This is a genomic window from Streptomyces sp. 8N114, from assembly GCF_052245835.1.
Lineage (GTDB): Bacteria > Actinomycetota > Actinomycetes > Streptomycetales > Streptomycetaceae > Streptomyces.
The window spans coordinates 483,601-505,927 of record NZ_JBQQBT010000002.1 but is presented as its reverse complement, the minus strand read 5'-3'; the positions used below and the strand labels follow the sequence as shown (position 1 = coordinate 505,927).

16 protein-coding genes are annotated in these 22,327 nt (G+C 73.9%); 11 read left to right on the top strand and 5 right to left on the bottom strand.

Translation table 11 applies throughout. The features are described 5' to 3' along the window. Positions 1 to 339 precede the first annotated feature (339 nt). Positions 340 to 1,020 carry a LuxR C-terminal-related transcriptional regulator gene (locus ACTWQF_RS07705; RefSeq protein WP_443278365.1) on the bottom strand — a complete coding sequence of 227 codons (681 nt, stop codon included), beginning with the start codon at positions 1,018 to 1,020 and terminating at the stop codon, positions 340 to 342. Between the two features lie 429 nt (positions 1,021 to 1,449). On the opposite strand from ACTWQF_RS07705, the gene ACTWQF_RS07700 reads away from it, so the two are divergent. Next, positions 1,450 to 3,120 carry a hypothetical protein gene (locus ACTWQF_RS07700; RefSeq protein ID WP_443278363.1) on the top strand — a complete coding sequence of 557 codons (1,671 nt, stop codon included), beginning with the start codon at positions 1,450 to 1,452 and terminating at the stop codon, positions 3,118 to 3,120. A 94-nt stretch (positions 3,121 to 3,214) separates the two neighbouring features. Here ACTWQF_RS07700 and ACTWQF_RS07695 read toward each other — a convergent pair whose 3' ends face one another. Continuing rightward, complete coding sequence (locus ACTWQF_RS07695) at positions 3,215 to 3,715, bottom strand: anthrone oxygenase family protein (protein WP_443278362.1); 501 nt, start codon at positions 3,713 to 3,715, stop codon at positions 3,215 to 3,217. Positions 3,716 to 3,949: 234 nt separating this feature from the next. Here ACTWQF_RS07695 and ACTWQF_RS07690 point away from each other — a divergent pair, with 234 nt between their 5' ends. The 8 genes from ACTWQF_RS07690 (at position 3,950) to ACTWQF_RS07655 (ending at position 14,189) form a co-directional block, all read left to right on the top strand. Then, positions 3,950 to 5,194 carry a glycosyltransferase gene (locus tag ACTWQF_RS07690; protein WP_443278360.1) on the top strand — a complete coding sequence of 415 codons (1,245 nt, stop codon included), beginning with the start codon at positions 3,950 to 3,952 and terminating at the stop codon, positions 5,192 to 5,194. Beyond that, a complete protein-coding gene (locus ACTWQF_RS07685; protein ID WP_443278358.1) occupies positions 5,191 to 6,810 on the top strand; it encodes a sugar transferase in 1,620 nt (539 codons plus the stop codon). Before ACTWQF_RS07690 ends, ACTWQF_RS07685 begins: the two co-directional genes overlap by 4 nt. Before the next feature lie 62 nt (positions 6,811 to 6,872). Next, positions 6,873 to 8,444, top strand: a complete 1,572-nt coding sequence (locus ACTWQF_RS07680; protein WP_443278491.1) for an O-antigen ligase family protein — start codon at positions 6,873 to 6,875, stop codon at positions 8,442 to 8,444. Next, on the top strand, positions 8,441 to 10,207 hold the full coding sequence (gene murJ, locus ACTWQF_RS07675) for a murein biosynthesis integral membrane protein MurJ (RefSeq protein WP_443278356.1): 1,767 nt from the start codon (positions 8,441 to 8,443) through the stop codon (positions 10,205 to 10,207). The genes ACTWQF_RS07680 and murJ overlap by 4 nt, the downstream gene beginning before the upstream one ends. Further along, positions 10,197 to 10,967 carry a polysaccharide deacetylase family protein gene (locus tag ACTWQF_RS07670; protein WP_443278354.1) on the top strand — a complete coding sequence of 257 codons (771 nt, stop codon included), beginning with the start codon at positions 10,197 to 10,199 and terminating at the stop codon, positions 10,965 to 10,967. Before murJ ends, ACTWQF_RS07670 begins: the two co-directional genes overlap by 11 nt. Next, positions 10,964 to 12,193, top strand: a complete 1,230-nt coding sequence (locus ACTWQF_RS07665) for a glycosyltransferase (protein ID WP_443278352.1) — start codon at positions 10,964 to 10,966, stop codon at positions 12,191 to 12,193. The genes ACTWQF_RS07670 and ACTWQF_RS07665 overlap by 4 nt, the downstream gene beginning before the upstream one ends. 5 nt (positions 12,194 to 12,198) lie before the next feature. Next, positions 12,199 to 12,963: a hypothetical protein gene (locus ACTWQF_RS07660; protein ID WP_443278350.1), complete on the top strand. Its 765-nt coding sequence runs from the start codon at positions 12,199 to 12,201 to the stop codon at positions 12,961 to 12,963. Next, the gene (locus ACTWQF_RS07655; protein ID WP_443278348.1) at positions 12,960 to 14,189 is read left to right on the top strand and encodes a GNAT family N-acetyltransferase; all 1,230 of its coding nucleotides are present in this window, start codon (positions 12,960 to 12,962) and stop codon (positions 14,187 to 14,189) included. The genes ACTWQF_RS07660 and ACTWQF_RS07655 overlap by 4 nt, the downstream gene beginning before the upstream one ends. Before the next feature lie 52 nt (positions 14,190 to 14,241). On the opposite strand, the gene ACTWQF_RS07650 is transcribed toward ACTWQF_RS07655, so the two are convergent. Next, a complete protein-coding gene (locus ACTWQF_RS07650; RefSeq protein ID WP_443278346.1) occupies positions 14,242 to 15,393 on the bottom strand; it encodes a glycoside hydrolase family 26 protein in 1,152 nt (383 codons plus the stop codon). Positions 15,394 to 15,546: 153 nt separating this feature from the next. Between ACTWQF_RS07650 and ACTWQF_RS07645 the strand changes: the two genes are divergently transcribed. Next, positions 15,547 to 16,980, top strand: a complete 1,434-nt coding sequence (locus tag ACTWQF_RS07645; RefSeq protein ID WP_443278344.1) for a carboxylate--amine ligase — start codon at positions 15,547 to 15,549, stop codon at positions 16,978 to 16,980. Continuing rightward, the gene (locus ACTWQF_RS07640) at positions 16,965 to 18,311 is read left to right on the top strand and encodes an NAD(P)-binding domain-containing protein (RefSeq protein WP_443278342.1); all 1,347 of its coding nucleotides are present in this window, start codon (positions 16,965 to 16,967) and stop codon (positions 18,309 to 18,311) included. The genes ACTWQF_RS07645 and ACTWQF_RS07640 overlap by 16 nt, the downstream gene beginning before the upstream one ends. A gap of 139 nt (positions 18,312 to 18,450) precedes the next feature. Here ACTWQF_RS07640 and yicI read toward each other — a convergent pair whose 3' ends face one another. Both yicI and ACTWQF_RS07630 read right to left on the bottom strand, forming a co-directional pair. Beyond that, complete coding sequence (gene yicI, locus ACTWQF_RS07635; RefSeq protein WP_443278341.1) at positions 18,451 to 20,799, bottom strand: alpha-xylosidase; 2,349 nt, start codon at positions 20,797 to 20,799, stop codon at positions 18,451 to 18,453. Then, positions 20,796 to 22,259, bottom strand: coding sequence for a GH1 family beta-glucosidase (locus ACTWQF_RS07630; protein WP_443278339.1), 1,464 nt, complete (start codon positions 22,257 to 22,259; stop codon positions 20,796 to 20,798). The genes yicI and ACTWQF_RS07630 overlap by 4 nt, the downstream gene beginning before the upstream one ends. Positions 22,260 to 22,327: the final 68 nt, after the last annotated feature.

The following is a 22,327-nucleotide window of genomic DNA, read 5'->3' as shown; positions in this document are numbered from 1 at the left end:
CGGTCCTCTCAGCAGGTGCGGAAGCCGTGTCCGGCGACCGGGCCGAACGTTTCGTTGCGGCGCACTTCCCTCCGCCGCAACAACGACGAGCCCGGCGGCGGGAGTTCGGCGGGCCTTCGACGGCCGTCGCCAAGACGCTGCGCTGATCCTGCTCTCCGCTTCATACCGCCGACAGCCCCGTACGACCGCCCACACTGAGCTGGACGAACGGGGCTGACCGATCGGGTAGCCCTGGTGGTCAGGGCATCGCATACCGACTGGTCGGCCAGGGCCGACCGATGCCCTGCCCGACCAGGGCATTCCGGTTCCGCTCCGCTGCCACCGCCCGTGGCGGGCGGTTCAGTCGATGAGGCCCAGCTTGATCGCGGTGACCACGGCCGCGGTGCGGTTGGCAGCACCCAGCTTCAGCAGCACGCTGCTCACCAGCCGTTTGACGCCGTGCTCGGAGATCCGCAGATGGCGGGCGATCTGCTTGTTGCTGAGCCCGGCCACCAGATGGGCGAGCACTTCGTGCTCGCGCGCCGTCAGCCGCACCGTGCGGGCCGGCAGCAGATGCGCGGACTCGCCTGCCTGGCTGAGGAGTTGGCGGCCCAGGCGCAGCGGCATCGGCATCTCGTCCGCGGCGAGCTGCCGCAGCGCCCGGTCCAGGGCCGCCGCGGTCAGCTCCTCCCGCAGCAGATAGCCGTCGGCCGGCAGCCGGGCGAGTGCCGAGTCGGACTCCGCGTCGGCGGGATCGAGGAGGACGAGGGTTCGGAGCCCCGGCTGGGTGTGGCGCAACCGGTTGACGGAACCGGGGGCGCTGTTGGAGCTGGAGAGGATGAGCACGTGGAACCTGTTGTCGGCCAACGCCCGCTCGAGTACCGCGGGGTGTGAGAACTGTTCGGCGCGCTCGACGGTCGCCAGGCCGGGCAGCATTGCCTGGAGCCCGAGGCGGAGGAGTTCGGCCTCGACGTAGACGGCGACGGCCAGCCGGGCCTCGGTGCGATCGCTGGTATCCGGCTTTTCCTGGATCTCGGTCATGCGGTTCACCCAATCCCCGTGTAAGGCCACTTCGCGCACGCACTGTAGTGGTCTAGTCCTGACTGCCGCGAGCGATGATCCCGCAGAGTCAGGCCCCATGGAAGCGAGTTGACCGAGTGACCGCAGGTGTTCGGCTCCGCCATTGTGACTCCTGTGGCCCACCCGCGCCACGCCGACCCCCGCCCCGGCCCTCTTCCGGACTCGCTCTTTCCCGGCCGAGCCGCACGGTCGGCGTCCTGCCCCAACGCCTCGCCACACGTGCTCCGTTGACGTAGACCGGGCGTAGATGGCGCGTAGTTCACCGTCCCGCCTCTGGCCTGCCGCCCGCTGCCGCGCTGTGCTGGAGGGACACCGTACTCACCGGACACAGCCGCAACCGGAGTGCGAAGCCAGACCGGCAGCCCCGGCAGCGGCAGATCGGGGCGTGACATGACGGCACCGGAACCCCCCTCCGCACCCGAACCCCCCTCCGCACCGACCCCCGGCGCAGCACCGCGGCCCGCCACCGGCCGGGCCGGTCCGGGGGCGCCCTACACCGACCCCACCCTGGGCATCCCCGTCGCCACCTCCTGGCGCGGCGAGCCCCGCAACCGGCTGGTGACCATCGGCGACTCCCTCACCCAGGGCTTCCAGAGCTGCGCGGCCTTCCAGACCCAGCTGTCGTATCCGGCGATCATCGCGCACGAGCTGGGCTGGGCCGAGCACTTCCGGTACCCCTCCTTCGACGGCTGCGGCGGGCTCCCGCTCAACCTGGAGATGCTGCTGCGCGACATCGAGGACCACTGCGGTCCGACGCTCGACTGGTGGGACACCCCCTCGGCGCTCTTCCGGGCCCGCCGCTTCATGGACAAGGTGGAGGACTACTGGGAGCGCGGCGGCGGCTGCACCCCGGTGACCAACACGGCCATCAACCACAACCTGGCCGTATTCGGCTGGGACCTGCGGGACGCGCTGGACAAGTCGGCGGACGTGTGCGGCAAGATGATCGACAGCCCGAGCGACAACCTGGTGCGGCAAGTGGTGGACAGCCCGGGTGAGCGCGCCGCGCTGCGCACCCTCCCCACCCGGCCCCCGGCCTCCGGCGCGCTGAGCCAGGTAGGTGCGGCAGCGGCACTGGGCGAGCAGACCGGCGGCGCCCGGCACGGCGAGGCCACCGAGGACGGCGAGCAGGAGGCGGACCCGGACCACGGCATCGAGACGCTGATCGTCTTCCTGGGCGCCAACAACGCACTGTCCTCCGTCATCGAACTCAAGGTCGTTTGGAGCGAGGAGGGCTACGACGATCTGCACGAGAAGGCGCGGTTCACGGTGTGGCGGCCCGAGCACTTCGCGGCCGAACTGCGGCAACTGGCCCACGCGGTCGGGCAGATCAGGGCCCGGCACGTGATCTGGTGCACCGTCCCGCACGTCACCATCGCCCCGATCGCCCGGGGAGTGCGCGGCAAGCAGGAACCCGGGTCGCGCTACTTCCCGTACTACACCCGCCCCTGGATCGGCGACAGCGCCTTCGACGTGGAGCGCGATCCGCATCTGACCGGCGAGCAGGCGCGCGCGATAGACGCGGCAATCGACCAGTACAACGACGCCATGGCCGAGGCCGTGCGCACGGCGCGGCGCGCCGGGCGGGACTGGTATCTGCTGGACACCGCCGGGCTGCTGGACCGGCTGGCCTGCCGCCGCTACTTCGAGGACGAGCGAGCGCGGCCCGACTGGTGGACGCCGTATCCGCTCCCCCGTGAGCTGGCCGCGCTCGACCCGGTGCCCAACTCGCGGTTCCTGCTGAGCGACGGCGACCGGCGCAGCGACGGCGGACTCTTCTCGCTGGACGGCGTCCATCCCACGACGGTCGCCTACGGCATCCTCGCCCAGGAGCTGATCGACGTGATGCGGCGGGCCGGGGTGGAGTTCCGTACGCCGTACGGGGGCCGGCCGCGCAGCGAGGCGGTGCGGGTCGACTTCACCCGGCTGGTGCGCCGCGACACCCTCATCAACCGCCCGCCGAACAACGTCACCTCGGGCCTGCACTCCATCGGCTGGGCCGACGAGGCACTGGACGTACTGGCCCGGGCGCTACGGTTCGGCCGCCGCCGGGGAAAGTAGGACGGCAGGGAGGTCCGCCGGTACACGACAAGGACATAGGAAGGTACAGCGGTACGGCCGACGGGAGATGTGCCCGAGTGGGCATCGCCCGGGCTCAGCTCCCGTTCCCGTACCGCACCAGCGCCCAGGCCAGACACCCGAATGCGGCCGTGTTGCAGACGGTGCGGAGCAGGTTCCACCGGTTCCACGCGCCCTCGAAACGCTCGCGCAGCTCGGCCAGCCGCTCCGCGCTGTCCGGCAGGCCACCGGCGTCGAGCGCGTCGTTGAGCGGGACGTTGAACCCCATGGTGATCACGAGGACGGCGACGTACAGCACGGCCGCCGCCACGATCCACGGCACCGCACCCCTGCTGCCACCGCCCCACAGATGCAGCGAACCAGCGACGGCGATCAGCAGCAGCGAGCCGGCGAACAGCAGCAGGAACCAGCCGTTCAGGATGGCCGTGTTGATGCGCTGCATGCCCTCCACGAACGTCCTGTCCCCGGAGCGCCGCAGTCCTGGCATCACCGCGGAGGCGAAGCCGTAGTAGAGGCCCGCGCTCAACCCGGTCAGCAGTACGGCGCCCATCAGCGACACCCCTTGCAGCACTCGCACACCCGTCCCCTCTCTGCCGTGCCCGCTCCACTCGGACGGCGGGCCGTACGTCCAGTCAACCGGGGACGGGCGCGGCGCCCCATGGTCGAGGCGCTCATCGGGATGTGCCGGCGTCGCACCCGCCACGCGTGGGATCAGTCGGTGAAAACCAGAAGATAACCGGCGCGCCGCTCAGGTTCGACAGTCGGATTTTGTCAAGGTCACTCTGCTTCATCTCGGGAGGCGGAGTCGTCCATGCCTGAATTGCCGGCACAGCGCACTGCACGATGCGGAAGCGAGCCTCAGGGGCTGATGACCGTCCTGCACCTCGCCCAGCCCGTCGAGGGCGGTGTGGCGCGCGTTGTCGCCGATCTCGCGAAGTCCCAGGTCGACGCGGGGCTGCACGTCGTCGTGGCGTGCCCCGGGGGCGGCCGGCTGACACAAGCCGCGACGGCAGCGGGTGCCCGCACCGTGCGCTGGTCCGCCGTCCGCGAGCCGGGGGCGTATCTCGCGGCCGAGGTGTACGGCGTACAGCGCCTGCTCCGTGCCGTACGCCCCGACCTGGTGCACGCGCACAGCGCCAAGGCCGGGCTCGCCGCACGGCTGGCGCTGCGCGGCAGGCTGCCCACCGTCCACCAGCCGCACGCCTGGTCCTTCGAGGCCGCCACGGGAGGCACCGCGCGGCTGGCCCGCGCCTGGGAGCGGTACGCGGCCCGGTGGGCGGACCGGGTGCTGTGTGTGAGCGAGGCCGAGCGGGAGACCGGCGCGGCGGCCGGGGTGCGCGCCCGGTGGGCCGTGGTGCACAACGGTGTCGACACGGCGCGCTTCACCGCTCCCGACACGCGGCAGGCGGACGGCCCCACGGCGCGGCACGCGGCGCTGCGGGAGCTGCTTCCCTCGGCACTGGCCGAGCTGCCGCCGTCGGCGGTGCTGGTGGTGTGCGTCGGGCGGCTGTGCGAACAGAAGGGACAGCGCACTCTGTTGGCCGCCTGGCCGCGGGTGGCGGCCAGGGTCCCGGACGCGCGGCTGGTGCTGGTCGGCGACGGCCCCGACCGGGAGGAGTTGCGCCGCGCTGCCCCGCCCGGGGTGGTCTTCGCGGGCGCGGCCGACGCGGTGTGCGACTGGTACGCCGCCGCTGACCTGGTGGTGCTGCCGTCGCGGTGGGAGGGCATGGCGCTGACCCCGCTGGAGGCGATGGCCTGCGGTCGCCCCGTGGTCGTCAGCGACGTGGCCGGGTCCCGTGAGCTGCTGCCCCCCGGGCAGGAGACCAGCTGTCTGGTGCCGCCCGCCGACCCGGACGCGCTCGCGGACGCCGTGGTACGGCTCGCGCTCGACCCCGGGCTGCGAGCCGAGTTGGCGCAGCGGGCCGGCGAGCACGTACGGGCCCGGTTCGACGTGCGCACCACGGCAGCCGCCGTGCTGGAGCTGTACCGGGAGGTGCTACGGCAACGGGGCGCGACGGCGGCTGTCCCGGTCGCGGAGTGGGCGGGTACGCGATGACCGCGGAAAGCACCGACAGCGGCCAGGGCCCGCGGGGCGCGGCGACCGGCCCGGGGGACGATGCTGCCGGGCGGCCGGCCCGCAGCGCGCCCGTCCTGCCCCGCCCGGTCTCCGGCGCGGATAGCGAAGTATGTGAGCCGGCCGCGTACGGCAGGCGGTCGCCGACCCCTTCGGTACCGTCGGCGCGCGGACCTGTTGCGGCGCCGCCGCGCCGCGCCGCCACCCCACGCCGCCGCGGTGCGGCCCTGCCGCTGGCCGCCGCCGACGTGGCGGCGACCGCCTTCGCCGTGCTGAGCTGCGCGGGCCCGGACGTGGCAGCGCAGCTGCTGGCCCCCACCTGTGCGAGCCTGGCCGCGCTGTGCGCGCGAGCGGGCCTCTACCGGCCGGGGCTCGATCCGCAGGCGCTTGCCGAACTCCCCGCGCTCAGCAGGCGCGTCGTTATCGCCTGGTGCGTCGGAGTCACGGTGCTGGCGGCGTGCGGAGGCACCGGGGCACTGAGCCTCACCACCCTGCTGGCGGGTATCGCCGCGAACGCGGTACTGGTGTGCGCGGCCCGCGCCCTGGTGCACGGGGTGTGCCGCCACCGGAACCGCCGCAGACCGCGCGCCGCGCTGGTCGTGGGACGGGGAGAGACGGCACGAGCGGTGACTGCCGCGCTCGCCGAACGGCCTCGGTACGGGCTGCGGCCCGTGGCGCTGGTGGACCCGCGCGGGTCCGGTACGGAAAGCGAAGGGGCAACGGGCGACACCGTCGGCCGGCCCCCGCTGCCCGTCGTCGCCACCCCGGAGGAGGTGGCGCGGGAGGTCGCTCGCGGCGCCGTGCGGGACGCCGTCTTCGTACGGTTGCCCTGGGACGACCCGCACACCGCGGCGCTGGCGGGGCTGCTGGGCGAGCGCGGAGTGACCGGCTGGCTGGTACGGCCCGGCTGCGCCCTGGAGGCACACGGCGGGCACGCCCTGCCGGGCAGCAGGCGGCCCGCCGAGCACCATCTGTGGGGGTTCTCCTGCCACCAGCTGGCCCTGGGCTGCCCCCGGCCGCGCACGGGCCTGCGCAAACGACTGCTTGACCTCGCACTGAGCGTCCCGGCGCTGCTGCTGGCGGCGCCGGTGATGGCCGGCTGCGCTCTGGCGGTACGCGTACTCGATGGCCCGGACGTGCTCTTCCGGCAGGAGCGCATCGGTCGGGACGGGCGCCCGTTCACCCTGCTGAAGTTCCGTACCGTACGGCCCGCCGACGAGCACGAGGCGGCGACCAGGTGGACCGTCGTGGGCGACGTGAGCACCAGCCGCGTCGGCCGGCTGCTGCGCCGTACCTCGCTGGACGAGCTGCCGCAGCTGTGGAACGTCCTCCGGGGCGATATGAGCCTGGTGGGGCCACGGCCGGAACGCCCCTATTTCGTCCAGCAGTTCAGCCGGCTCCACCCCGGCTACGCGCAGCGGCACCGCATCCCGGTCGGCCTCACCGGACTGGCGCAGATCCACGGGCTGCGCGGCGACACCTCCATCGCGGACCGGGCACGGTTCGACAACCACTACATCGAGACCTGGTCGCTGTGGCAGGACATCCGCATCATCTGCCACACGGCGACCTCCTTCTTCCGCCTGGAGGGCCGGTGAGCGCGGCGGCCGGCAGTGCGGCACTGCCGTCGCGGACCGGCGGGGGGACGCCGGTCGGCCGGTTGGCGCGGATCGGGCCGAGCGGACCGGCGGTGCCGGTCGTGGTGACGGTGCTGCTGCTGTGCGCCCCGGCGGACCGTACGAGTCCGGGCGGGCACAGCGGTATGACCCTCGCGGACGTCTGCTCGGGCGTGCTGGTGGTCTGGTGCGCGCTGGGGCTGCTGCGGGAGCGGGCCGCCCGGCGTACGGCAGGCCGCCCTTCGCCCCGCGCGCTGACGCCGCTCGCCGCGCTGGTGCTGGGCGCGCCCGCCGCGGCGTTCGCCGTGACGACCATCGCCTCGGCCGACCCCGCGGCGAGCCTGCCGGGCTTCGTGCGCTACCTCCAGCTCTTCGTCCTGGTGCCGGGCGCGGTGCTGCTGTCGCTGCGGAATGCGCGGGACGCCCGGCTGGTGTGCGCGGCGGTGGTGCTGCTGGCGCTGATCGAGGGCGCGGTCGGCGTGGTGCAGGCCCTCACCGGTACCGGTGCCTCCTACCAGGGCGAGAACGTCCGCGCGGTGGGCACCTTCGGCGCGCTGGACGTGATGGGCATGGCCACGGCCGTCTCGTACGGACTTGTGACGGCGCTGGCGTGCGGCCTCCACCCGCCGGCGGGCGCCCCCCGGTGGCTGCGCCCTTGCGCGCTGGGCTGCGCCGCCGTGCTCGTCGTCCCGCTCGCCCTCTCCTACAGCCGGGGCGCGTGGATCGCCACGATTCTTGCGGCCCTGCTGCTGCTCGTGCTGCGCGGGGCTCGTACGACGGTGTGTGTGCTGGCCGTGGTGGTGGCCGCTGGTGTGGTGCTGGTGGGCGGCTTCGGGGTCGCCACCCAGGAGTTGACCCAACGAGCCCGGAGCATCACCGAGGTGTCCGACTCGCCGGACCGCTCGGTGACGGACCGGTACACCCTGTGGGGAGCTGCCGTGGACATCTGGCGGCAGGCACCCGCCACCGGAGTCGGCCCCAAGGGCTTTCCCGAACACCGCGACGCACACGCCGCGTTGGAGCTCTCCTCCGGCGGTGACGCAGCAGGTGCCGGAACGCCCTTCCAGCGCGAGCCGCTGCTGTCACCGCACAACATGTATCTGCTGGTGCTCAGCGAACAGGGCCTGGTGGGCACGGTGGCGCTCCTGGGCTCCTGGGGCGCACTGCTGGTGTGCTCCCTGCGGCGGCTGCGCAGCACCCGGCGCGGCCCTCGGGCCTCCCCCGCTGCCGACTGCGGCGCGGTTGCGGCCGGACTGCTGGTCTGGCAGGGCGCGGAATTCCTGTACGGGGACATCGGCGGCCCCTCCACCGTGCTCACCGCCCTGGTACTGGGGCTGGCCACCTGGTGGGCGCTGTCGCCGGTGGTGGAGCCGGACACGGACGAGAGCCCGTCGCCAGCGGTGGAGCCGGACCCGGACGGGAGCCCGTCGCCGGTAGTGAAGCCGGCCCCAGACGGGAGCCCATCGCCGGTAGTGAAGCCGGACACGGACGAGAGCCCGTCGCCGGTAGTGAAGCCGGCCCCAGACGGGAGCCCATCGCCGGTAGTGAAGCTGGCCCCAGACGGGAGCCCATCGCCGGTGGTGGAGCCCGACACGGACGGGAGCCCCGCACGATGACCGGCCCCCACCCTGCTCCCCCCACGGAGGCCCGCTCTCCGGTCGCCGGGCCCGCGGCAGCCGGCGGCGAGGAGTCGCCGCGGCTCGGGCGGTTCCTGGCCCGGGCAGCGGCCGTGACCGCGGGACTCACCGCAGCCGGGTCGCTGTGCGGGCTGCTGCGGGACCAAGCCATCGCCCAGCTCTTCGGCGCGGATGCCGGCACCGACGCGTTCCTCGTCGCCTGGACCGTGCCCGAACTGGCCGCCACCCTGCTGATCGAGGACGCCATGGCGCTCGTTCTCGTGCCCGCCTTCAGCCTCGCCCTCTCCCGCAGGGCGGCCCGGGAGGCGGAGGCGCGGGGCAGCACGGCGGAGGAGACCGACCCCGTACGGGCGCTGGTGGCAGCCACCCTGACCCGACTCGCGCTGCTGCTGGTCTGCGCCGCCGGGCTGCTGATGCTGGCCGCGCCGTATGCCGTACGGCTGCTCGCGCCGGGCCTGCCCGACACCGGCACTGCGGTGGACTGTCTGCGGCTGACGGCACTGACGGTGCTCACCTTCGGCCTTGCGGGGTACTTCAGCGCGGCGCTGCGGGCGCACCGGCACTTCGCGGCGCCTGCCGCGATCTACCTGGTCTACAACGCGGGCGTCATCGCGGTGATGTTCGCCGGGCACGGCCTGTGGGGCGTGCGGGCCGCGGCGCTGGGTGTCGCCGTCGGCGGAGCGCTGATGGTGCTCGTCCAGCTGCCCGCGTTCCTGAGCCGCCTGCCGGCGCGGGGGACGGACGCCACCCGCGGAAAGGCCACCGCCCGGGCGGGCGCCGCTCGGGACCGGGCCGGGCGAGCGGCGCGCGTGGTGCGGGAGCACTCCCGTACCGGCGCGCTCGTCGGCACCCGTACCGGCGCGCTCGTCGGCATCGGGGTGCTGGCGCCGGTCGTCACGTTCACGGTGAGCCGGCAGGCGCAGGTGCTCTTCGAGCGCTTCATGGCCTCCTCACTGCCCGCGGGCGCCATCTCGCACCTGAACTACGCGCAGAAGGTGGCCCAACTGCCGATGGTGCTCTCGCTGATGGTGTGCACCGTCACCTTCCCCGTCGTGGCGCGTGCCATGGCCGACGGCGACGCGGCCGCGGCCCGACGGCGGGTGGAGCGGGACCTGACACTGGCGGGGATCGTGGTGCTGCTGGGCGCCGCGTATGTGATGGCCTGCGCGCCGCAGATCGTCGGACTGCTCTTCGAGCGCGGTGCCTTCGACGCGAGGGACACCGCAGCGACCGCCGCGGTGATGCGGGTGTACAGCTGCGGGCTGCTGGGGCACAGCATGGTCGGCGCCCTGGTGCGCCCGTTCTTCTCCGGCAACCGTCCGCCCTGGTACCCGGCCGCCGCGATGGCTGCCGGGCTCGCCGTGACAGTGGGCACCGGGGTTGCGGCAGCGGGCAGTTGGGGGGTCCTGGGCATCGCGGCGGCCAACGCGCTGGGCATCACCGTCACCGCGGCGCTGCTGCTGCACGGGCTCGGCGCCCGGGTGGTGGCCGTCGACGTGCCCCGGGTGGCGGCCGGGCTGCTGCGGCTGCTGGTGGCCACCGGCACGGCCGCCACCGCGGGCTGGGCCGCCGCCGCGCTCTTCTCCGCCCCTCTGGCCGCAGCCGCCGTGGGCGGGGCCGTCGTGCTGGCCGCCTTCCTGGCCGTCGGGCTGCTGGTGGGAGCGCCGGAGCTGCCGCATCTGCTCGCCGCCGTCAACCGAACGATCATCGCCGTCGAACGGAGGGTCACGCATGGCCGCTGACACACGTGTCCGAACCCCCTGGCTGCTGATGTACCACTCGGTCGCCGAGTGCGCCGACGACCCGTACCGCATCACCGTCTCGCCTGCGCGGCTGGAGCGGCAGCTGCGCTGGCTGCGGGACCGGGGGCTGAGGGGGGTTGGGGTGGGGCAGTTGCTGCGGGCCCGCGCGGCGGGGCGGGGCGGCGGGCTGGTGGGGCTCACCTTCGACGACGGATACGCCGACTTCCTGACCACTGCCCTGCCGCTGCTGCGCAGGTACGAGTGCACTGCGACCGCGTTCGTGCTGCCGGGGCGGCTCGGTGGCGACAACGCCTGGGACGAACTGGGCCCGCGCAAGCCGCTGCTGGACGCCGACGGCATCCGGGCGGTGGCCGCAGCGGGTATCGAGGTCGGCTCGCACGGGCTGGCCCACACCGACCTGACCACGGCCGACGACACCACCGTCGAGCGCGAGACGGCGCACAGCCGCAGCCTGCTGGTGGAGCTGACCGGGACGGCACCGGCCGGGTTCTGCTATCCGTACGGGACGCTGGACAGCCGCGCCGTCGAGGCGGTGCGCACTGCCGGTTACCACTACGCGTGCGCCATCGATCCCGGCCCGCTCACCGGGATGTACGCGCTGCCGCGTGCCCACATCGACGCCCGGGACACCTCCGTACGGATGTATCTGAAGAAGGTGCTGCACCCGCTGCGCCGCAGGCCGCTGCCCGCCGCACCGGCGCCCGCCGCAACGGTCCCCCGGGACGGTGTACGCCGATGAGGGTGCTGCACATCATCACCGGGCTGGGCGTCGGCGGCGCGGAGGAGCAACTGCGCCTTCTGCTGCGCCACTTGCCCACGCACTCCGTGCACAGCGAGGTCGTCACCCTCACCACGCCGGGCACCGTCGCGGAGGGCATCCGCGCCGACGGCACCCGAGTGACCCACCTGGGGATGACGGGCAACCGCGATCTGTCGGCGCTGCCCCGACTGGTGCGGCTGGTGCGCTCGGGCGGCTACGACCTGGTGCACACCCATCTGTACCGGGCCTGCGTGTACGGCCGGTTCGCGGCGCGGCTGGCCGGGGTGCGCACCGTGGTGGCCACCGAGCACTCGCTGGGCGACAGCATGCTGGAGGGCCGCCCCCTCACCCCCGCGGTCCGCGCCCTCTACCTGGCCACCGAACGGCTCGGCACCACCACCGTCGCCGTCTCCGGCACCGTCGCCGGACGGCTGTGCCGCTGGGGAGTACCCGCGGCACGGCTGTGCACGGTGCCCAACGGCGTCGACGCGGCCCGCTTCCGCTTCGACGCCTCCGTACGCGCTGCCGTGCGGCGGCAACTGGGCCTGCCCCCCGGCGCTTTCGTGGTGGCCGGGGTCGGCCGGCTGGTGCCGGGCAAGCGGTTCGGCGCTCTGGTGGACGCCGTGGCCGAGGTGCCCGGCGCGCGGCTGCTGCTGGCCGGTGACGGCCCGGAACGCCCGACCTTGCGCGCCCGCGCCGAGGCACTGGGCATCGCGGACCGCGTACTGCTGCTGGGCGAGTGCGCGGGAGGACTCGGTGCTCGGCCGGCGCCTGGCGGCCCGGCGCCCGACGTGCCGGGGGTGCTGGCGGCCGCGGACGTGTTCGTGTCGCCGTCCGCGGAGGAGTCCTTCGGGCTGGCGGTGGTCGAAGCGCTCGCCGCCGGGCTGCCCGTGCTGTACGCCGCGTGTCCGGCGGTCGCGGACCTGCCCGACGAACTGGCCCCGGGTGCCCGCGAGTTCCCGGCCTCGCAGGAAGGTCTGGCCGTCGCGCTGCGGGCGGCACGGGCCGCCGGACCGGTGCGGCTGCCGGTGCCCCCGGCGGTCCGCCACTACGACATCGCGCACTGCGCGGAGCGCCTGGTGCGGGTCTACCGCACCGCCCTCGGCACCAGCCCGCGCGGCGAGGCCGTACCCACCAACGGACGGCGCGCTCCCTCCCGGGTGCCGTCGCCCCTCCCCCACCACAGCCCCCTGACAACGAGGTGAGTCCCATGTCCAAGGCCGCACCGGGAAAGGCGGCACCGGCCTTCGAGAGCGAGCCGGAAGAGGCCGTCGTCGGCACAGCGAGAGCTCCTGCGGAAACGCCGACGGCGGAGCGGCGGAGCGGACCACGCCGGGTGCCCGGATGGTGGCCGCTGCCGGCGTGCGTGGCGCTGGGCGCGCTGGGCGGGACGGTGTACGCGGCCGTCGCGGAACCGCGCTACGAGGCCACCAGCTATGTGCTCGTCTCCCCCGGCGCGCACGCGGAGGCGGCGTCGGCCCTTGGCTATGCGCAGGCGTACGGGAAGATCGCCACGGACGCCGTCGTGCTGGGCGCCGCGGAGGCCGACTCCGGGCTGCCACGCGGCACGCTGCGGTCCCATGTGCGTGCCGGGGCCTCGCCGGACGCACCGATGGTGCGGATCACCGGCAGCGCGGCTCGGCCGGGCAGGGCGGCCGACTACGCCGACGCCGTGGCCCGCTCCCTCACCGGCACGGCGCAGAAGTCGGCCGACAGGACCGGTGTCCGGCTGACCGCCGTCTCGCACGCGGCGCCGGCCACGGGGCCGGTCTCCCCGTCGATGCCGATCGCCGTCTCAGTGGGGGCGAGCGCGGGCGGACTGCTCGGCGGACTGGCGCTGCTGGCCCGCCCGCAGCGGCGCGGACCGGCCGCCACCGCCACGGTGCCGGGGCCCGCCGCCGGCGATGTCGCCGCGGGAGCGGACGAGACCGGCGCACCGGCCCGGCCGGCAACGGAGCTGGAGGGCGCCCGATGACGTCCCCGCTACGGCCGCCCACCCGCCGCAGGATGGCCGGTCCCGTGCTCTCGCCGTGGCGCGGCGGGCGGGGGGACGCCTCCGGGCAGCCGCCGGTCCGGCTGACGGCGACGCTGTGCCGGGCCGAGGAGCAGTTCGCCGCGCTGGCCGCCGACTGGGACGGGCTGCGCGCCCGCAACCGGTCGGCGACCCCGTTCCAGAGCCACGCCTGGCTGTGGTCGTGGTGGCGGTCGTACGGGCGCCGCGGCAGGCTGCGCGTCGTCCTGGTCCGGGAGAACGGCCGGCTGGTCGCCGCCGCTCCGCTGATGCTCGTGCACCGGCCGCTGCCGGCACTGGTCACCCTCGGCGGTACCATCTCCGACTACCAGGACGTGCTGCTGGACGACAGCTGTCCGCGAGCGGCCGGGGCGCTCGCGCGCGCCCTCTATGTGGCCACCCGCAGCGCCGTACTCGATCTGCGCGAGGTGCGCCCCGGTGGGGCCGCCGAGCGGCTGTACGCGGCCTGGCCGGGGGTCAGCAGGTGTCTGGCCGACTCGGCCTGTCTGGAGCTGCCCGGCATCCCGATGATGGAGATGCTGCGTCGGCTGCCACCGGCCGGCGCCAAACGCACCCGCCGCAAGCTGCGCCGTATCGAGAAACTCGGGATCGAGGCGCACGCCGTGACGGGAGAGCGGGTGCCCGACGCGGTGCGCACCATGCTGCGGCTGCACGAGCGGCAGTGGCGCGGCAGAGGCGTCACGCCCGAGCATCTGCGGTCCCGTTTCGGGGCGCATCTGGTGCGCTCCCTCGAGGCGTTGGTGGCCGGCGGGGACGCCGCGGTGACCGAGTACCGGATCGGCGGCCTGGTCGCCGCCTGCGATGTCGCCTTCACCTCGCCGGACCTGGTGTGCGGCTATCTGTACGGCGCCGATCCGCGGCTGCGCGAGCAGCGGGTGGACATCGCGACCATGCTGCTGCGGCACGATGCCCAGTACGCGGCCACCACCGGCCGGGGCACGCTGAGCCTGCTGCGCGGCACCGAGCCGTACAAGCTGCGGTGGCGCCCGGTGACCGTGGTCAACCGCCGCTATCTGCTGGCCCGTCGGGAGCTGGCGCCCGCGCTGCAGCTGCTCGCCGCGCAGGTGGCGGCCCGCGAACTGGCGGCCGGTGCGCTGCGGAAGCGGCCGGGCACCGCCGCGGTCCGTGCGCTGCTGGACCGTGTCACCCGCCCCCGGACCCCGCGGTGATCCCATGACCGGCCCGGTGACGACACAGCTAGGGGACCGGGCCGGGCTGCGACTAACCGGCCAGGTCGCCCAGCCAGTCGAGCCGTACGCAGTACTCGCCGAAGCCCCAGCAGCGCTCCCACCACGGCTGCCCCTCGGCGGACAGCGCCATCCGGTACATCGCCGAGGAGACCGGGTTCAGGTGGCAGCCCCATACGCCGTGCGGGCAGTAGTCGCTGATCGTGTGGTAGAGCGGCCGGTACCGGTCCATCCAGGCCAGCATCCGGCGGACGTACTCGGCGTTGTCCCCGTTGCGGAAGAGTCCCCACTCCGGGTACGAGACGGGCTTTCCGTGCCGCGCCGCGAAATCGACGTGCGCCTGGAGTCCGTACGGTTCGCGCACCTGCTCCTCGAAGGGCATGCCCTCGGGCTGGTCGTAGGCGTCCATGCCGAGTACGTCGACCACGTCGTCGCCCGGGTAGCAGCGGGTCCAGGGAATCGCGTCCCGGCCGCGACTGGGGGCGAAGTCGAACCGGAACCGCTGGCCCGGCACGGACCGCATGGTGGCGACGATCCGGCGCCAGTACGCCTTCCAGGCCGCCGGGTCGGGACCGCAGCGGTGCGTGTAGGTGGTGCCGTTCATCTCCCAGCCCAGCACGAGGACGGTGTCCGCGAGCCGCTGCCGTACCAGCCGCTCGGCCAGCGTGCGGTAGTGGGCGTCGAAGCGTCCGGCCGCGCCCTCGCGCAGCAGTGTGCGCACCCGGTCGTCGGACAATCCGGCCTCGTTGTGGTCCGCCATGGGCACGTTCAGCACCAGCAGCCGGCCGGGTTCCTCGTGCCGCCAGCGTGCCCACGGTGCCAGGAGGCGGGGCCGGCCCTCGATCTCGGACCACAGGCGGCCGGGCAGGTAGGTGTGCCCGGCGCGCAGCCGGGTGCCGCCCAGCCAGCGCTCCATGTCCCGGACCCGGCGTACCCCCTCGGGGCCGGAGCCGAGGAACGCGCCCACCAGCGGATCGGCGGAGGACACCGGAGCGGAGGGGGAGCCGGAGGGCTCGGCCCGAGGCGTGGAGGCCGACGACGACGGGGTGCGGGCAGGGCGCTCGCCCGGTACGGAGCCGGATCCCGGCCGGCCGCTCGAAGGCACGGTGCAGGAAGCCAGCAGCCCGGCGATGACGGCTCCACCGCACAGGACCGCCCTGATCCGCTCGCGTCTGTGGGTGCGCATGGCTCCTCCTGGTCGCCCTCGGGCCGTTGTCGGCGCCGGGCCGATGTCCACGCCCCGGGCCGTTGTCCGGTCGTCCGCCGGTCCGCATTCCTGGTGGCCCGTCAGCGGAATTCTCGCCCCGCCCGCCCGTCCCACGCCTGAAGGACATGCCCCATGCCGTCGTTCGCCACGGACGTTCCCGCGCTGCTGCTGCGCCTCGATCCGAACCCGTACCACCACGGCACCCTGGGCGCCGCCCGGTCGCTGGGGCGTGCGGGGCTGGAGGTGCACGCCCTGCTCGGCTCGGCGAGCGGCCCCGTGGGCAGCAGCCGTTTCCTGCACCGGGTGCACACTCTGCCGAGTGCCGCGGCCCGCACGGGCGGCTCGGGGGCGGACGGTGCGCTGTCCGACGCGAAGCTGGAACGCGCGCTGCTCGACGTCTCCGACGCGGTCGGCAGGACCGCCGTACTTCTGCCGCTGGACGACCACGGGGCGATCGCCGCTGCCCGGCTGGCGCCCCGGCTCGGCGGACGCTATCTGCTGCCCGCCGTCGAGCCCGGACTGCCCGCCCGGCTCGCGGACAAGGCCGAGTTGGCCGCCGTCTGCGCGCACGCCGGGATCGCCCACCCCACCACCGTGCTGCCCGGCAGCGCCCACGAGGCGGGCCGCGCGGCGGCAGCGCTCGGCCTGCCGGTGGTGGCCAAGTGGAGCCGCCCCTGGCTGCTGCCGACCGGTCTGCGCAGCACCGCGCTCGTCCGGACTGCGCCGGAAGCGGCGCGGCTGTTCGAACGGTCCGAAGAGGCAGGCAGCACACTGCTGTTGCAGCGCCGGCTGCCGGACGTGCCGGGTGCCGACTGGTTCTTCCACGGTTACGCGGCGGAGGGCGGCCGGTTCCTGGTCGCCGGTGCGGGCCGCAAGGAGCGCTCGTGGCCGCCGTACACGGGCCTGACGGCCGTCGGCAGCCGGCTGCCCAACCCGCCCGTCGAACAGGCGGCGGCCCGGCTGTCCGCAGCGCTGGACTACCGCGGCATCCTCGACCTCGACTTCCGGCTCGATCCAGCGGCCGGCGTCCACCACCTGGTGGACTTCAACCCGCGCCCCGGCGCCCAGTTCCGCCTCTTCACCGACGACGCGGAGCTGGACGTGGTCCGGGCCCAGCATCTGCATCTGACCGGGCGGTCCGTACCGAGGGCAGCTGCCGACCGGAGGCCGGGGGAGCCGCGCGGCCCTGCCCGGGTGTTCGTCGTGGAGAACTACGCGCTGCTCGCCGCGCTGCTGGGCCCGCGCCCGCCCGGCCCGGCAACTGCGCACCTGCCGCGCGGGCCGGTGGAGCGTGCCTGGTTCGCCGCCGACGATCCACTGCCCTTCGCCGCGATGGCCGCGGGCTCGCTGAGGCGCGGCCTCGGCAAAGCCCTGCGCGCCGCGACGGCCGCCCGGAGACGGACGGTGACCGTCCCGCACCCCGCCGCCGCACACACCGCGCACCCCGTGCGTCCCACGCCCCCTTCACCCCTCTCGCACTCCCCATCCAGCCCAGAAAGCCCACCCGAACGACACCTCAAGCCCACACCGCACACAGAGAGAAGGAACCCATGTACGACCTCGTAGTGGTGGGAGCCGGACCCTACGGACTGTCCATCGCCTCGCACGCCGCGGCGGCGGGGCTGCGCCTGCGGGTGCTCGGCAGGCCGATGGCCTCCTGGCGGGACCACATGCCACGCGGCATGCTCCTCAAGTCCGAGCCGAGCGCCTCCGCCCTCTCCGACCCGGAGGGCATCCACACCCTCACCGCCTACTGTGCCGACCGGGGCATCGAGGTGGGGCACGGCCGTCCGCTGCCGCTGGACACCTTCGCCGAGTACGGCACGTGGTTCGGCCGGCACGCGGCGCCGCCCGCCGAGGAGATGACCGTCACGCACCTCGCCCCGCACCCCTCCGGTTTCCGGATCCGTACGGAGGAGGGCGAACAGCTGACGACGCGGGCCGTCGCGCTGGCCATCGGCGTCCTGCCGTTCGCCTACCGGCCCACCGTGCTGCGCGGTCTCCCCGCCGGTCTGGTCACGCACAGCACCCATCACCGCGAGCTGACCCGGTTCCGGGGCAAGGACGTCACGGTGGTCGGGGCGGGGCAGGCGGCGCTGGAGACCGCGGTGCTGCTGGCGGAGGCGGGCGCCGAGCCCCGGGTGGTGGCCCGCGCGTCCCGCATCAAGTGGAACGCGCCGCCACGGCCGCTGGGCGGCCGGCTCCCCGAGCTGTACGACCCGCACAGCGCGCTGGGCACCGGCTGGCCGACCTGGGTGTGGTCGCGGCGGCCCGATGCGGTACGGCGGCTGCCCGCACCCGTACGGCTGCACATCGCCCGGCGCGCCCTCGGACCGGCGGGTGCCTGGTGGTTGCGGGAGCGGTTCGAGCCGACCGTGCCGGTGCTGCTGAAGCACACCGTCACGGCCGCGGACCGTACGACCGGCATCCGCCGCGTGGGCGCCGGGCCGGGCGAGCGGGTCCGGCTATGGCTGAAGGCGGCGGACGGGACGGCACGGACGCTGGAGACCTCGCACGTGGTGGCCGCCACCGGTTTCGTCCCGGACCTGTTCCGGCTGGGACTGCTGGACTCCACGCTGCAGGAGACGCTGCGCCGGGTCGGCAACAGCGGCGCCCCCTGGGTGAGTCAGGACTTCGAGTCCTCGCACCCGGGGCTGTTCTTCGCGGGGCTGCTGACAGCGCCGACGTTCGGCCCGGCGATGCGCTTCGTGCACGGCGCGTCCTTCACGGCACCCCGCCTGGTCGCCGGGGTGTGCCGCCATGTGGGGGCACACCCCGGCGACCAGGTGTCCGATACGGCGACCCGTACCCCGCGGGTGGCGGTGCCGCGGTCCGCTGCGCGGGGCGATGTCGCCGAGCCGCAGGTTGCGGGGCGCGATGTGAAAGCCACGCGGTGATGCCCCCGGGTGGCTCTGGCGAGGGGGTGCCCCTGCCTGGCGTCCGCAGGCTGCGGGTTCGTTGTGGCTGGTCGCGCAGTTCCCCGCGCCCCTTACGGGGCGCAGGGTGGGCAAGCGCAGCCCCCGTGCCGGGCAGGCATCAGGTGAGCAGCGCCGTGAGTGTGGCCGTGCCGTCGGGAGCCGTCAGCAACGTGCCCTCATCGGTGTGCCGGACCGTCACACCGGCTCCCTCCGGGGCTTCCGCGTGGGCGCCGACGAGGAGCAGGTGCCACGGTCCGGGCGCGCCGGTGGCCTCGACGGTGACGCTCCGCCCGCGCCGCCGGGTGCGGAAGACGGCGTCGGCGGAGGCACCAGGGCGTGGCACCCGGGTGGTCACCGTGGCGCCGTCGCCGAGGCGGTAGGCGCGCAGAGTGACCCCGTGCGCCCAGTCGTCGTCGGCGCGCTCGTCCCGCTCGCCGTACGGAAGCACCGCGCCGAGACGTACCAGCAGCGGCAGGCTGTCGAAGCCGTACTGCTCGCGCCGCCAGCCGGGGCCCGGTATCCGCTCGCCGGACAGCAGATGGGTCCACTCGCCGTCCGGTACGTAGTACTCGACGGTGCCGTCCGCGGTGAAGACCGGGGCCACCAGCAGGTCGTCGCCGAGCATATACTGCCGGTCGAGGGTGTGGCAGGCCGGGTCGTCGGGGAACTCCAGCAGCATGGCCCGCATTACCGGTGTGCCGTGTGCGGCGGCCTGCTGGGCTGCGCGGTAGAGGTAGGGCATCAGCCGGTGCTTGAGCCGGGTGAAGTCGCGGGTGACGGTGACGGCTTCCTCGTCGAAGTCCCAGGGCACCCGGTAGGACGCGCTGCCGTGCAGCCTGCTGTGCGAGGAGAGCAGTCCGAACTGGACCCACCGTTTGAACAGCGCCGGACCGGGGTTGCCCTCGAACCCGCCGATGTCGTGGCTCCAGAAGCCGAACCCGGACAGACCGAGGGAGAGCCCGCCGCGCAGCGACTCGGCCATCGCACCGAAGGTGGACTCGCAGTCGCCGCCCCAGTGGACGGGGTACTGCTGGCCACCGGCGGTCGCGGAGCGTGCGAAGAGGACGGCTTCGCCCTGTCCGCGCTCCTCGGTGAGGGTCTCGAAGACGGTGCGGTTGTACAGCTGGGTGTAGTAGTTGTGCATCCCCTCGGGGTCGGAGCCATCGTGCCAGACGACGTCGGTGGGCACCCGCTCGCCGAAGTCGGTCTTGAAGCAGTCGACGCCCTGGCCGAGCAGCCCGCGCAGCTTGTCCGCATACCATGCGCGGGCCTCGGGGTGGGTGAAGTCGACCAGGCCCATGCCCGCCTGCCACAGGTCCCACTGCCATACGCTGCCGTCCGGCCGCCGTACGAGATAGCCGAGCCGGGCCGCCTCGTCGAACAGCGGGGACTTCTGGGCGATGTAAGGGTTGATCCAGACGCAGATCTTCAGGTCGTGTTCCCCGTTGTCCTCCTTGAGCCGCCGCAGCATGCCCTCCGGGTCGGGGAAGACCTCCGGGTCCCAGGTGAAGTCGCACCACTGGTAGGCGCGCATCCAGAAGCAGTCGAAGTGGAAGACGCCCAGCGGGATGTCACGCTCGGCCATGCCACGGACGAAGCGGCGGACGGTCTCCTCGTCGTAGGAAGTGGTGAAGGAGGTGGACAGCCACAGCCCGAACGACCAGGCCGGGGGCAGCGGCGGGCGGCCGGTGAGCGCGGTGTAGCGGTCGAGGATCTGCTTGGGGGTGGGGCCGTGGATGACGTAGTACTCCAGCGACTGGCCCTCGACGCTGAACTGCACCTGGCCGACGGCCTCGGAGCCGACCTCGTAGGACACCTTGCCGGGCTGGTTGACGAAGACGCCGTAGCCGCGGTTGGTGAGGTGGAACGGGACGTTCTTGTACGCCTGTTCGCTGGCGGTGCCGCCGTCCGCCTGCCAGATGTCGACGCTCTGCCCGTTGCGGACGAACGGGGTGAAGCGCTCGCCGAGCCCGTAGACCAGCTCGCCGACGCCGAGCGCGAGCTGGGCGAGGGAGTGGTGGGCACCCGAGGCCGTCGTGGCGTAGCCGGTGCCGCGTGCCTCCACGGAGGTGAGGGTGCGCCCGTCGGCGGTGAACTCCAGCCGGTACGGCGCCGCCGTGTCGACCCGCAACGTCAGCTCGCCGCTGGCCAGTTCGAGCAGCGAGCCGTCGCGGGTGACCTTGCCCGGCGCGGCGTCGTCATCCTGGCCGGGGCGCAGCGTGAAGTGCGGGCCGCGGTCGACCGTACCGGCGTGGTGGGTGGCGCGGACGCCGATCACGCCCTCGGCGGGTGAGAAACACTCGACGGTCAGCAGCGGGCCGTTGAGGGTGTCGCCCCGGTGCCGGACGTGCTGTACGGGGGCGTAGAGGGTGAAGCGGTCGTCGGTGACGCGGGTGTCGGCGATCTCGGTGGCGTACGACGCCTGGACGCCGTCGCGCATCAGCCAGTAGCCGTCGGTGAACTTCATCGGGCGGCCTGCTCTCCGGTGTGCTGTGCGGTGGGTGTTCGTTGCTGGGTGTGGTGCCGGTGGTGGGCGGCGATCAGGTCGCGGTACCAGTGGTAGCTGTCCTTGGGGAGGCGCTGCTGGGTCGGGTAGTCGACGTGGACGAGGCCGAAGCGCTGCCCGTAGCCACGCGCCCATTCGAAGTTGTCCAGCAGCGACCACACGTAGTAGCCGCGTACGTCGACGCCGGCGCGGATCGCGTCGGCCACCGCCGCCAGGTGGTCGCGCAGATAGGCGATACGGTCGGCGTCATGCACCCGCCCGTCGGGGGTGACGGTGTCGGCCTCGGCGGAACCGTTCTCGGTGATCAGCAGCGGCGGCAGCGCCGGGTAGCGCGCCGTCAGGTCCGTCAGCAGGTCGGTGAAGGTGTGCGGGTCGACGGGCCAGCCCATGGTGGTGTGCCGTACGTCGTCGCGGGAGCACTCGGCGACGCGGATGTCGGTGGCCGTACGGGTCGCCGGGTCCGGGTCACGGTAGGGCGCGTCGGCGACGGTGATCGGGCGGTAGTAGTTGATGCCGACGAAGTCCAACGGGGTGCCGATCAGCGCCAGGTCGCCGTCCCGGTGCCAGGAGCCGTCGGCCTGGGGCCCCCAGGTCTCCACCTCACCGCGCGGATAGCGCCCGGCGAACAGCGGGTCGAGCCAGGTCTCGTTGTGCAGCGTCTCGGCTCGCCGCAGGGCAGCGTGGTCGGCCGCCGAGTCGGTGGCGGGCAGCAGCCGGTCGGGGTTGAGGGTGATGCCGGCCTCGGCCACTCCTGCCGCGCGCAGGGCACGCACGGCCAGCCCGTGCCCGACCAGCAGATGGTGCGCGGCGGCGAGTGCCCCGCGCCCCTCCCGCGCGCCCGGCGCGTGCCGACCGGTGGCGTAGCCGAGGAAGGCGCTGCAGAACGGCTCGTTGAGGGTGATCCAGCGGGGTATCCGGTCGCCGAGCCGGGCGACGACCAGCGCCGCGTACTCGGCGAAGCGCTGCGCCGTCTCCCGCACCCGCCAGCCGCCCCGGTCCTCCAGCGGCTGCGGCAGATCCCAGTGGTAGAGGGTGGCGGCCGGGCTGATGCCCGCGGCGAGCAGTTCGTCGGTGAGCCGGTCGTAGAAGTCCAGGCCACGCTGGTTGGCGGGCCCGGTGCCGGTGGGCTGGACACGCGGCCAGGCGACGGAGAAGCGGTAGCTTCCCACGCCCAGCTCCCGCAGCAGCGCGACGTCCTCGCGGTAGCGGTGGTAGTGGTCACAGGCCACGTCACCGCTGGCAGCTCCCTCGATCCGGCCGGGCTCGCGGCAGTAGGTGTCCCAGATGGACGGCCCGCGCCCGTCCTCGTCATGGGCCCCCTCGATCTGGTAAGCGGCGGTGGCGGCCCCGAAGACGAAGTCTTCCGGAAGCCCTGGAACGGGCGGAACGGGCGCAGGGCGCCCCGGGAAAGCGGAACTCATCAGTTTGAACGCCTCACTTGCTCTTGCTCGGGGACCTCTTCCGGCTGCGGGGCGGACCTCATCCCGCC